The organism is Streptomyces sp. P9-2 (assembly GCF_051903975.1).
In the GTDB taxonomy this organism is placed as follows: Bacteria; Actinomycetota; Actinomycetes; order Streptomycetales; family Streptomycetaceae; genus Streptomyces; species Streptomyces cellulosae.
Genome location: NZ_CP192633.1, coordinates 5,058,233 through 5,070,282 on the forward strand (window position 1 = coordinate 5,058,233; position 12,050 = coordinate 5,070,282).

The following is a 12,050-nucleotide window of genomic DNA, read 5'->3' on the forward strand; positions in this document are numbered from 1 at the left end:
GCCCCGCCCTCTCCCGGAGCGGCACGCCCCCTCCCCGTCTCCGGCACGCCTTCTCCTCAACGGGATCGGGCCTCCGCGCCCGGGACGAGCCCGGGCGCGGGCAGGCTTCCAGGGCCGGATTCCCCTTTCGGCGCGCGACACGCGTATCACTCTCGATGTATGCACCAATCCCCACATCTAGTGGTTGGATTGCAACAGCAGCCCAGAAGTTGTGGTCCCCCCGGTCTCCGAGGGCTCCGCGATCGCCTATGCTGGTGCTGCTTCGTGAGGCCCTTGAGGCCTGGCGAGGCCGTTGAGTCTGCTGTGAGGAGGGTTGGGATCCATGCACTGCCCCTTCTGCAGGCACCCCGACAGCCGCGTCGTCGACAGCCGTACGACCGACGACGGCACGTCGATCCGCAGGCGCCGCCAGTGCCCGGACTGCTCCCGTCGTTTCACGACCGTGGAGACGTGTTCGCTCATGGTGGTCAAGCGGTCGGGAGTCACCGAGCCGTTCAGCCGCACCAAGATCATCAACGGTGTGCGCAAGGCGTGCCAGGGACGGCCCGTCACCGAGGACGCCCTCGCCCAGCTCGGCCAGCGGGTCGAGGAAGCGGTGCGGGCCACCGGAAGCGCCGAGCTGACCACCCACGACGTGGGGCTGGCCATACTCGGCCCGTTGCAGGAACTCGACCTCGTGGCCTACCTGCGGTTCGCGTCCGTGTACCGGGCGTTCGACTCGCTGGAGGACTTCGAGGCCGCGATCGCGGAACTCCGGCGGGCGGAACGGCCCGCCGAGGGCGACGGGGGCGGCGACGGGGCCGCCCCGGGGAGCCAGGAAGACGACAGCGGGCAGGAGGGGACCATGCAGGTCCCCGCGTCCGCTCCCGCCGCCGGCTGAGCGGCGGTCCGGCCCCGGACGCGAGGGTCCGGGGACCGGTTCGGCCGGCGGCGGAGAAGACCTGTTGCGGGCAGGCGAGTGGGTGCCCGCAGCATCAGACAGAACACCGTGCCACGGGAACATCGGGGCACTTCAGGGCGTTTTCGCCCGTATCAGGGAGGCGGCATGACAGAGACGGCGAGCGGTCCGGCACGTAGTTCCCGAGCCAAGGCGGGCAAGGCCGGCAAGGGACTTCGGGTCGAGCGCATCCACACCACCCCGGGGGTCCACCCGTACGACGAGGTGGCCTGGGAGCGCCGTGACGTCGTCATGACCAACTGGCGCGACGGCTCGGTCAACTTCGAGCAGCGCGGCGTGGAGTTCCCCGACTTCTGGTCGGTGAACGCGGTCAACATCGTCACCAGCAAGTACTTCCGGGGCGCCGTCGGCACCCCGCAGCGCGAGACCAGCCTCAAGCAGCTGATCGACCGCATCGTGAAGACGTACCGGAAGGCCGGCGAGGACAACAAGTACTTCGCCTCGCCCGCCGACGCCGAGATCTTCGAGCACGAGCTGGCCTACGCCCTCCTGCACCAGATCTTCAGCTTCAACAGCCCCGTGTGGTTCAACGTGGGCACGCCCCAGCCGCAGCAGGTCAGCGCCTGCTTCATCCTGTCCGTCGACGACTCCATGGAGTCGATCCTCGACTGGTACAAGGAAGAGGGCATGATCTTCAAGGGCGGCTCCGGCGCCGGCCTGAACCTCTCCCGCATCCGCTCCTCCAAGGAGCTCCTCTCCTCCGGCGGCAACGCCTCCGGGCCGGTCTCCTTCATGCGCGGCGCCGACGCCTCCGCCGGCACCATCAAGTCCGGCGGCGCCACCCGCCGTGCGGCGAAGATGGTCGTGCTCGACGTCGACCACCCGGACATCGAGGACTTCATCGAGACCAAGGTGAAGGAGGAGGAGAAGATCCGCGTCCTGCGCGACGCGGGCTTCGACATGGACCTGGGCGGCGACGACATCGCCTCCGTCCAGTACCAGAACGCCAACAACTCCGTGCGCGTCAACGACGAGTTCATGGAGGCCGTCGAGAAGGGCGGCAAGTTCGGCCTGCGTGCCCGCATGACCGGCGAGGTCATCGAGGAGGTCGACGCCAAGGCGCTCTTCCGCAAGATCGCCGAGGCCGCCTGGGCCTGCGCCGACCCGGGCATCCAGTACGACGGCGTCATCAACCACTGGCACACCTGCCCCGAGTCCGGCCGGATCACCGCGTCGAACCCGTGCAGCGAGTACATGCACCTGGACAACACGTCCTGCAACCTGGCCTCGCTGAACCTGATGAAGTTCCTCAAGGACGACGGCAAGGGCAACCAGTCGTTCGAGACCGAGCGCTTCCAGAAGGTCGTCGAGCTGGTCATCACCGCGATGGACATCTCGATCTGCTTCGCGGACTTCCCGACCCAGAAGATCGGCGAGAACACCCGCGCCTTCCGCCAGCTCGGCATCGGCTACGCCAACCTCGGCGCCCTGCTGATGGCCACCGGTCACGCCTACGACTCCGACGGCGGCCGCGCGCTCGCCGGGTCCATCACCTCCCTGATGACCGGCACCGCCTACCGCCGCTCCGCCGAGCTCGCCGCGATCGTCGGCCCGTACGACGGCTACGCCCGCAACGCCGACGCCCACAAGCGCGTCATGAAGCAGCACGCCGACGCCAACGGCGCCGCCACGCGCATGGACGACCTGGACAGCCCGGTGTGGGCCGCCGCCACCGAGGCCTGGCAGGACGTGCTGCGCCTCGGGGAGAAGAACGGCTTCCGCAACGCGCAGGCCTCCGTGCTCGCCCCGACCGGCACCATCGGCCTGGCGATGTCCTGCGACACCACCGGTGTCGAGCCCGACCTCGCCCTGGTCAAGTTCAAGAAGCTGGTCGGCGGCGGCTCGATGCAGATCGTCAACGGCACCGTCCCGCAGGCCCTGCGCCGCCTGGGCTACCAGGAGGAGCAGATCGAGGCGATCGTCGCCCACATCGCCGAGCACGGCAATGTGATCGACGCCCCCGGCCTCAAGCCCGAGCACTACGAGGTGTTCGACTGCGCCATGGGCGAGCGCGCCATCTCCCCGATGGGCCACGTCCGCATGATGGCCGCGATCCAGCCCTGGATCTCCGGCGCCATCTCCAAGACGGTCAACATGCCGGAGACGGCGACCGTCGAGGAGGTCGAGGAGATCTACTTCGAGGCCTGGAAGCTGGGCGTCAAGGCGCTCGCCATCTACCGCGACAACTGCAAGGTCGGCCAGCCCCTCTCCGCCAAGACCAAGGAGAAGGAGAAGGCCGAGGTCACGGAGAAGGCCGAGGAGACGATCCGCGCCGCGGTCGAGAAGGTCGTCGAGTACCGCCCGGTCCGCAAGCGCCTCCCGAAGGGCCGTCCCGGCATCACCACCTCCTTCACGGTGGGCGGCGCCGAGGGCTACATGACCGCCAATTCCTACCCGGACGACGGTCTCGGCGAGGTCTTCCTGAAGATGTCGAAGCAGGGTTCGACGCTCGCGGGCATGATGGACGCCTTCTCCATCGCCGTCTCGGTGGGCCTCCAGTACGGCGTGCCGCTGGAGACGTACGTCTCGAAGTTCACCAACATGCGCTTCGAGCCGGCCGGCATGACGGACGACCCGGACGTGCGGATGGCGCAGTCGATCGTCGACTACATCTTCCGCCGCCTGGCGCTGGACTTCCTGCCCTTCGAGACGCGTTCCGCGCTGGGCATCCACTCCGCCGAGGAGCGCCAGCGTCACCTGGAGACCGGCTCGTACGAGCCGACCGACGACGAGGTCGACGTCGAGGGCCTGGCCCAGTCGGCCCCGCGCGCCCAGGAGCTGAAGGCGGTCTCCACGCCGAAGGCCGAGACCGAGACCGAGGCGGCCAAGCCCGCCCCGAAGCAGGCGCACACCAGCGCCGAGCTGGTGGAGATGCAGCTGGGCATCCAGGCCGACGCCCCGCTGTGCTTCTCCTGCGGCACGAAGATGCAGCGCGCAGGCTCCTGCTACATCTGCGAGGGCTGCGGCTCGACCAGCGGCTGCAGCTGACGCCGACCCGTCCGGGCGCTGCCCGGCGGTGAGACGGTGAGGGCGGTGGCGCCGGGTTTCCGGTGCCACCGCCCTCGGGCGTTCACGGAGGTGCCCCTCCCGGCGTCAGGCCCGCCGGGCCGCGCCCATCGCGCGCGTGAAGTCCACCGGGTCGCCGTCGAAGCCGTGCACGCCCGCCCGGAACTCCCAGGGGCCCGAGCCCTCCCGGACGAACTCCGCGACCGTGGCCGCCGTCGCGCCCAGCACCCCGCCGAAGTCGTCCTCCGCCAGCACGTCGTAGCCCTCACGGATGCGCAGTCCCGGGTCGCGCACCCCGGAGAACGTCCTCGGCGCCTGCTGTTGCTGGATGACGACCCCGACCACCACGCGCGCGTAGCGCGGGTCCAGGCGGTCCAGCTCCAGCGTCATCACCTCGTCGTAGCCGAACCCCTTGCCGTCCTGGCTGTCCCGGTTGAGTGTGATCGTGCCGTCGGGGGAGCGGCTGTCGAAGTGCACCACGTAGGCCGGGTCCCCGTACGGGGCGTCCGCCCCGTAGGGCGCGGCGACCAGATCGAGGTCGGTGGAGGGCTCCCCCGTCGGACTCGGATCCCACCGCAGCGCGATCTCGACCTTGCGGATCCCCTTGCCGATGCCGTTCACCCGTTGTCCCCTTCCTCGTGACCGTCCTGCCGGCACACCCCAACTACCGCAAAACCACGGCAGATTGTCCATCCTGCCACGCGTGCGCTCCCGGGCGCCGGTACGCAGTCGACGCGAGGGCGACCGGGGCCGCACTCCCTGGCCTTACGATGGCGCGGTGCTGGTCAAGTGGATTCGCTGCACCGTGGTGGACCGTCGGGGGTTCGAGCGGGGACAGCGGAAGTGGGCGGGGCTTCTGGGGGAGCCGGGGTTTCGCGCGCAGGGCGGAGGCTGGAGCCGGGGACGGCAGGACGTGGCGCACATCTTCTCCTTCTGGGAGAGCCGCGCCTTCTACGACTCGTTCATGGCCAGGTCCCACGACCGGCTGGCCTCCTCCCAGGCAGGCACCTTCAAGAACGCCCAGGTCAGGCTGTTCGACCACCGCTTCGACGTGAAGACCGGGTTCGAGCCGCGCTTCACCGACGCCGACCTGATCCGGGTCGCGCTGTGCCGCGTCCACGAGGAACGCGCCGAGCACTTCGTACTGATGCAGGAGAAGGTCTGGAACCCGGCGATGGCCGGCTCGCCCGGCATGGTGCGGGGACTGTTCGGCGAGGCGCCGGGCAACGAGTACCTCGTCCTGTCGATGTGGCGGTCCGCCGCCGAACACGGCAAGTACCGGACCGAACGCGTGGAGCGACTGGCCCTGCGGGCCCAGACCGAGGCGGACGTCGCGGCCCTCGCGGGCGACCTCGTCGACATGGAGTCCGCCTGGACGGTGTGAGCGCCCCTTCCGCGACCCGGCGCGGCAAACATGTGTGACAAATGCCGTACGGAACCCGCACGAGTGCCCGTTGCGCCCTCACCCGATCTAGGGTTTTGGCATGGCACGACCACGGCGCATCGTCCTTGTCCGGCACGGTGAATCAACGGGCAATGTTGACGACACCGTTTATGAGCGCGAACCCGACCACGCCCTGGGACTCACCGAGCGGGGCAGGAAGCAGGCCGAGGCGACGGGCGAGCGGCTCCGCGACCTCTTCGGCCAGGAGCGGGTCAGCGTCTACGTGTCCCCGTACCGACGGACGCTCGAGACCCTGAACGCCTTCCACCTCGACCCGGACCTGATACGCGTCCGCGAGGAGCCCCGCCTGCGCGAACAGGACTGGGGCAACTGGCAGGACCGCGAGGACGTCCGCCTCCAGAAGGCCTACCGGGACGCCTACGGCCACTTCTTCTACCGCTTCGCCCAGGGCGAGTCCGGCGCCGACGTCTACGACCGTGTCGGCGGCTTCCTGGAGAGCCTGTTCCGCAGCTTCGAGGCCCCGGACCACCCGCCGAACGTCCTGATCGTCACCCACGGTCTGGCCATGCGGCTGTTCTGCATGCGGTGGTTCCACTGGACCGTGGCGGAGTTCGAGTCGCTGTCCAACCCGGGGAACGCCGAGGTGAGGATGCTCGTCCTGGGCGAGAACGGGAAGTACACGCTGGACAGGCCCTTCGATCGCTGGCGCGATCCGGAGCCCTACCCGATCACCGGATAGGCGAGATGTACTGGAGTCGGCGACAGCCGGATGGGAGAGTTGCGAGGCGATGACCACTGATCGTTCCCCGGAGGCGCGGCTGGAGCGCGCGCTGGCGAGCCTGCGCGGCCTGTCGGTGGGGGATGCGCTCGGCTCTCAGTTCTTCGTGCCGGTGAACTACCCGCTGCTCAAGCGCCGCGAACTGCCCGAGGGCCCCTGGCAGTGGACCGACGACACCGAGATGGCCTGCTCCGTCGTCGCCGTCCTCGCCGCCCACCACCGCATCGACCAGGACGCCCTGGCCCGCTCCTTCGCCCACCACCACGACTTCGACCGAGGCTACGGCCCCGCCGTCAACCGCCTGCTGCGCCTGGTCCGCGAGGGCGGCGACTGGCGCGAACTGTCCGCCGCCCTCTTCAACGGCCAGGGCTCGTGGGGCAACGGCGCCGCGATGCGCATCCCGCCGCTGGGCGCCTGGTACGCCGACGACCCCGAGCAGGCCACCCACCAGGCGGAGATCTCCGCCTACCCCACGCATCAGCACCGCGAGGCCGTGGTCGGCGCGATGGCCGTCGCCGCGGCGGCCGCCCTCGCCGCCGCGCCGGACGGGCCGCCCGGCGCCGAGGACCTCCTCGACGGGGTCATCGCGCTGATCCCCGCACGCAGTGCGGTCGGCGCGGGTTTGCGGCGGGCGCGGGACATGCTCGACTACGGCGACGCGGCCACCGTCGCGGCCGTCCTCGGCTGCGGACGGCGTACGAGCGCGCACGACACCGTGCCCTTCGCGCTCTGGTCCGCCGCCCGCTCCCTGGGCGACTACGAGAACGCCTTCTGGACGACCGCGCAGGTGGGCGGTGACGTCGACACCACCTGCTCCATCGTGGGCGGGGTCGTCGCGGCCGGGCCGGCGGGGGCGCCGCCCGAGGAGTGGGTGCGGCGGGTGGAGCCGTTGCCGGAGTGGGTGACGCGGGGGGGGCGAGGTCTGAGGACCTCGGCGCTCCGGCGGCCGTTTCGGAACTCTCCGTGCATGTCGGGAACTCTGTGTGACCGGACGGTCGTTGCCGGTGTGTCGGCTGCGGGCGGGTGTGAGGCTCTGCGGGCCTTGCGGCGCTCCGGAGAGGCTGACACGTGTCGGTGTGGCGCCGACGCGGGGTGCGGGCGTGTCGAGCGTGTCGGGGGAGGGGTGCCGGATGGCCGTGTGGGCGGGGGTGCTGCTGGTGCTGTGCGCCGTGCTGGTGTCGTACGCGTCACACGCGCGCCGGCCCGGCGTCGCCCCGCCGACCCCCGTGAAGTCGGCCGGTGCGTCGCCGGGCCGGGCGCGCGTGATGTCGCCGTCAGCCGATGCCGGGGCCGGCCGTGCCGGACAGCGCCTCCAGGTCGCTCCTGCGGACCCGGATGACGAGCCAGGCGACTGCCAGGGCCAGCACCGCCATCGCCGCCGCCGGGATGAAGGCCGCGGAGATGCCCTGCGCGAGCACCTCGTGCCCCCAGGGCGCCGGAAGCTGCTGGGTCTGCGTGAACTCCGCCTTCTGTTCCGCCGTCCCTTCCGCGAGGAAGGCCGGCACCTGCTTCTCCGCCTCGTCGCGGCTGGCCGTGCCGAACACCGTGGTGAGCAGTGCCAGGCCCACCGATCCGCCCACCTGCTGCATGGCGTTGAGCAGGCCGGAGGCGGCGCCGGCCTCGTGCTGGGCCACCCCGGAGACCGCGGTGAGCGTCAGCGTCACGAAGTTCAGGCCCATGCCGAAGCCGAAGACCAGCATCGGCCCGAGGATGCCGCTGACGTAGGAGCTGTCGGAGTCGATCAGCGTCTGCCAGGCCAGCCCGAGCGCGGCCAGCGTCGAACCAGTGATCATGAAGGGCTTGGGGCCGAACACCGGCAGGAACCGCTGCGAGATCCCCGCCCCGGCGGCGATCACGAACGTCACCGGCAGGAAGGCGAGACCGGCCTCGATCGGGGTGTAGCCGAGGACGTTCTGCACGAAGAGAACGATGTAGAAGAACATGCCGAACATCGCCGCGGCGAGGCTGAGCATGATCACATACGTGCCCGAGCGGTTGCGGTCGGCGAACATCCGCAGCGGCGTGATCGGTTCCCTGGCGCGGGACTCGATCAGCGCGAAGCCGGCCAGCAGGACCGCCGAGGCGACGAACGAGCCGATCGTGACGGTGTCGCTCCAGCCTTCCTCGGCCGCACGGATGAAGCCGTAGACGAGCGTGGCCATACCGGCCGTCGAGGTCACCGCACCCGCGATGTCGAAGCGGCCGGTGTGGCGTTCGGACTCGTTGATGTACATCGGCGCGAGGACGGCGATCAGCAGGCCGATGGGCACGTTGACGAAGAGCACCCACCGCCAGTCGAGCCACTCGGTGAGCATGCCGCCCGCGAGCAGTCCGATGGCGCCGCCGCCCGCCGAGACCGCGGCGAAGACGCCGAAGGCCCGGTTGCGCTCGGGGCCCTCCGGGAACGTGGTGGTGATGAGCGCCAGCGAGGTCGGCGAGGCGATCGCGCCGCCCACGCCCTGCAGGACGCGCGCCGCGAGCAGCTGCCACGGCTCCTGGGCGAGCCCGCCGAGCAGGGAGGCGGCGGTGAACAGCAGGATGCCGGTCATGAAGACGCGGCGCCGCCCGAGGATGTCGCCGGCCCGGCCGCCGAGGAGCAGCAGCCCGCCGAAGGTCAGGGTGTAGGCGCTGACCACCCAGGTGAGATCGGTGGTGCTGAACTGCAGGGCATTCTGGATGTGCGGGAGCGCGATGTTCACAATCGTCGCGTCGAGTACGACCATGAGTTGACAGGCCGCGATGACGGCCAGGGCGATGCCGGGACGCCCTGGCCGGCGAGCCGCACCCGGCTTTGGATCCTGGAGCAAAGGAGAGGTGGTCACGATGGGTCCCCCACGGAAGAGTTAGTGAACGAGTGCGTTCACTGTTGCGTCAACGTTAGGAGCCCCCGACAGTGAACGCAAGCGTTCACTGAACGGCCGTCGTGTCGGTGCGTCCCCCTTCGGTGCCGTACGGCGGGTGCTTCATCCCTGAATGCCCGCTTCCTCTGCTCGTTGGAGAGAGTCAGATGGTTACTTCGAGCTGGGCCTCCGCCCAGGCTCAGACGGCCGCCTCCCGCCGCCGTGGCGCCGTACTGGAACGCGCGATCCTCGAGGCCGCGCTGGAACAGCTCAGCACGGTCGGCTGGAACGGCCTGACGATGGAGGGTGTCGCCGCGGGCGCCCAGACGGGGAAGGCGGCCGTCTACCGGCGCTGGCCTTCCAAGGAGGACCTCGTCGCCGACGCCCTGCGCGCCGCGCTGCCCGAGTTCCACGAGGCGCCGGACCTGGGAAGCGTGCGCGAGGACCTGCTGGAGCTGTGCCGCAGGGCCCGGAACGCCATGTTCTCCAAGCCGGGATTCGCCCTGCGTGCGGTCATTCACGAGTGCGACAGCGCCGAGGCCGAACGCTTCCACGCGGTGATCTTCAACGGCGTCGTGGAGCCGACCCTCACGATGCTCCGCAGGGTGGTCGAGCGCGGTATCGAGCGGGGAGAGGTGCGACCCGACGCGGCCAACGGGTATGTCTTCGACGCCATTCCGGCGATGATGATGTACCGCTCGAAGATGTGCGGCAGCGAATGGTCGGACGTCGATCTGGAGCAGATGATCGACCAGTTGATGGTCCCGCTGCTGCGTCCGCACGCCTCCTGACCGCACGCGTGATCACAAGGTGGTGACGGTGGTGTCCACGGTCCGGGAACCGGGGTGTCGCACACCGAACCGGGCGGCGTACGCTAAGGGCGCCATGCCGTACGAACCACCTACTCACACCGTCGAGCGCTCACTCCGCGCCACGACCGGAGCGAAGATCGTTGCAGGTGTCGACGAGGTGGGGCGTGGCGCGTGGGCCGGCCCGGTCACCGTCTGCGCGGCGATCACCGGACTGCGCCGGCCCCCCGAGGGACTCACCGACTCCAAGCTCCTCACCGTCAAGCGCCGCACCGAACTCGCCGAGACGCTGCGGAACTGGGTGACGTCGTACGCCCTGGGCCACGCGTCGCCCGAGGAGATCGACGACCTGGGGATGACCGCCGCGCTCCGCCTGGCGGCCGTCCGCGCCCTGGAGGGTCTGCCCGTCCGGCCCGACGCGGTCATCCTCGACGGCAAGCACGACTACCTCGGCACCCCCTGGCGGGTCCGGACGGTCATCAAGGGCGACCAGTCGTGCGTGGCCGTGGCGGCCGCGTCCGTCATCGCGAAGGTCCAGCGCGACAAAATGATGGCCGAACTGGGCGCCGACCATGCAGACTTCGCTTTCGCGGACAACGCCGGGTATCCGTCCCCCGTGCACCGGGCCGCCCTGGAGGTCCGGGGACCCACCCCGCACCACCGGCTGTCGTGGGCGTATCTTGATGCGCTGCCCCAGTGGCGGCACCTCAAGAAGGCCCGCACCTGGGCGGATGCGCCCGTCCCGGCGATCGAGGGCCAACTCGGCTTCGACTTCGGACCGGACGCTCGCACTGATGTGCCACCCGGCGCCGCAGGCCGTGCCACCGTTTGATAAAAATCAGCTCATGCCTCTCATTCCCGAGGAGCCTCAGATTCACGAGAGTGCCCAGGGTCCCCGCGCCACGCCGTCCAGCGGCCGTACCGCGCCGACCCCCCGCCCCGTACCCGGTCCCCGCCTCGCGGCTCCGTCACGTCCCGGTCGCCCCGGCCCGCCGCGGCCGGCGCCTCCGGCCCAGCGCACCTCGCGTGACGCGGCCCCCGCGGCCAAGCCCGGCCCTTCGGCTTCGCCCGCTGCCGCCGACGGCCCGCAGATCCAACTGATCCCGGCATCCGTCGAAGGGGCGCTCGACGCCGCCGAGGAAGCCGTGGACCTGCTCCTGGACTCCGGCCGCGCCCCCGGCGACATGCTGGTGATCACCACCGGTGAACAGCACCCGTGGGCCACCCACGAACTGTCCTTCGGCGAGGCGTCCTACTGGGCGCAGCACGACGCCGGCGACGACGTCTTCTACGCGGACGCCCAGGTGGCGGACCGTGCCAAGGCGCGTCCCGTCGTGGTGGTCGCCGTCAACGGCGGCCCCGAGTCCGTCACCGCCACCGCCCTGAAGGCCGCCCACGCCCGGGCCGGCGCGCTGCTGATCGTCTGCGGTGACCCGCAGCGCATCAACTCCGTGCTGGGCGCGGGGGTCTGAGCGGACGCCACGGCGCCGTCCGGCATCCGGGCGGGGGACCGTTCGTGCATACGTGAACGTCGGCGGCCACGGTGCCTTGTGCACCTGTGGCCGGTCGGTGTGCGCGGGGGCGGGCGAACGGTCCGGCGTCTAGCGGGCCGCCGCGCGCCGCAGCACGTCCGACGCGGCCCCGCCGGTGCGCGGGATCCGCGGCGGCGCCTCGGACATGGCCACCGTCTCCGGTTCCGAACCGGCGCTGGGATGGCGGCCGCCCCGGCCCTCACCGAGGACCTGCCAGCCGTCACGGGTCAGCGTGATGTACGCACCGCAGCGCAGCCCATGCAGGGTGCAGGCGTCCCGCAGTCCCCACATCCAGGCCCCGTCCTCCTCCGTCCAGCGGGCGTCGCCCTCACGGCAGTAGAGCAGGACGGCGGTGCGCACCGGGGTGCGGCGGCGCAGGTCGTGCGGAATCACCCGGCGCAGCTGGGCCAGCAGCGCGTTGCGGTTCATCCAGCCGTCGGCGGAGGCGGACCGCCGCGTGAACGACGCGCTCGCCCGCAGGCGTTCGTCCGGATCGAGCACGGCGACGACCGCGGTCGCCGGGCCGGGACGGTGCCGGGCGTGCAGTCCGCTGACGACCTCGCGCGGACTGCGCAGCAGCGGGATTCCCGCGGCCGCCCACTCCGCAGGCTCGAGCACACGGTTGGCGGATACGGCGGACGACGACAGCGAAGCCGCCGAGGACGGAGCGAATCCGAAGGTCACGGTCCTCCCTTCGGCTACGCCCACACTGCGGGCGGGTC

At 70.7% G+C, this 12,050-nt stretch carries 10 protein-coding genes and 1 pseudogene; 8 read left to right on the forward strand and 3 right to left on the reverse strand.

The annotated features are described in order from the left end of the window. Positions 1-322: 322 nt before the first annotated feature. The gene (nrdR, locus tag ACQY0Z_RS23160) at positions 323-880 is read left to right on the forward strand and encodes a transcriptional regulator NrdR (RefSeq protein ID WP_381725926.1); all 558 of its coding nucleotides are present in this window, start codon (positions 323-325) and stop codon (positions 878-880) included. A gap of 165 nt (positions 881-1,045) precedes the next feature. Then, on the forward strand, positions 1,046-3,946 hold the full coding sequence (locus ACQY0Z_RS23165) for a vitamin B12-dependent ribonucleotide reductase (protein ID WP_189903810.1): 2,901 nt from the start codon (positions 1,046-1,048) through the stop codon (positions 3,944-3,946). Positions 3,947-4,051: 105 nt separating this feature from the next. Here ACQY0Z_RS23165 and ACQY0Z_RS23170 read toward each other — a convergent pair whose 3' ends face one another. Then, on the reverse strand, positions 4,052-4,585 hold the full coding sequence (locus ACQY0Z_RS23170; RefSeq protein WP_189903812.1) for a TerD family protein: 534 nt from the start codon (positions 4,583-4,585) through the stop codon (positions 4,052-4,054). A 157-nt stretch (positions 4,586-4,742) separates the two neighbouring features. On the opposite strand from ACQY0Z_RS23170, the gene ACQY0Z_RS23175 reads away from it, so the two are divergent. The 3 genes and pseudogenes from ACQY0Z_RS23175 to ACQY0Z_RS23185 form a co-directional block, all read left to right on the forward strand. After that, entirely contained in the window at positions 4,743-5,348 is a 606-nt protein-coding gene (locus ACQY0Z_RS23175) for a DUF4937 domain-containing protein (RefSeq protein ID WP_189903814.1), read from the forward strand. 100 nt (positions 5,349-5,448) lie between these two features. Then, entirely contained in the window at positions 5,449-6,108 is a 660-nt protein-coding gene (locus tag ACQY0Z_RS23180) for a histidine phosphatase family protein (RefSeq protein ID WP_189903816.1), read from the forward strand. A gap of 49 nt (positions 6,109-6,157) precedes the next feature. After that, positions 6,158-7,054, forward strand: a pseudogene (locus ACQY0Z_RS23185) (ADP-ribosylglycohydrolase family protein); the annotation flags it as partial. Positions 7,055-7,421: 367 nt separating this feature from the next. Here ACQY0Z_RS23185 and ACQY0Z_RS23190 read toward each other — a convergent pair. Beyond that, on the reverse strand, positions 7,422-8,969 hold the full coding sequence (locus ACQY0Z_RS23190) for a DHA2 family efflux MFS transporter permease subunit (protein ID WP_189903820.1): 1,548 nt from the start codon (positions 8,967-8,969) through the stop codon (positions 7,422-7,424). Positions 8,970-9,154: 185 nt separating this feature from the next. Between ACQY0Z_RS23190 and ACQY0Z_RS23195 the strand changes: the two genes are divergently transcribed. The 3 genes from ACQY0Z_RS23195 to ACQY0Z_RS23205 all read left to right on the forward strand — a co-directional run bounded on the left by ACQY0Z_RS23195 (position 9,155) and on the right by ACQY0Z_RS23205 (position 11,268). Beyond that, positions 9,155-9,778, forward strand: coding sequence for a TetR/AcrR family transcriptional regulator (locus ACQY0Z_RS23195; RefSeq protein ID WP_439812740.1), 624 nt, complete (start codon positions 9,155-9,157; stop codon positions 9,776-9,778). A gap of 94 nt (positions 9,779-9,872) precedes the next feature. Beyond that, positions 9,873-10,628 carry a ribonuclease HII gene (locus tag ACQY0Z_RS23200; RefSeq protein ID WP_189903823.1) on the forward strand — a complete coding sequence of 252 codons (756 nt, stop codon included), beginning with the start codon at positions 9,873-9,875 and terminating at the stop codon, positions 10,626-10,628. Positions 10,629-10,641: 13 nt separating this feature from the next. Further along, positions 10,642-11,268, forward strand: coding sequence for a hypothetical protein (locus ACQY0Z_RS23205; protein WP_189903825.1), 627 nt, complete (start codon positions 10,642-10,644; stop codon positions 11,266-11,268). A gap of 129 nt (positions 11,269-11,397) precedes the next feature. On the opposite strand, the gene ACQY0Z_RS23210 is transcribed toward ACQY0Z_RS23205, so the two are convergent. Then, positions 11,398-12,012: a hypothetical protein gene (locus ACQY0Z_RS23210; protein WP_189903827.1), complete on the reverse strand. Its 615-nt coding sequence runs from the start codon at positions 12,010-12,012 to the stop codon at positions 11,398-11,400. Between the last annotated feature and the right edge of the window lie 38 nt (positions 12,013-12,050).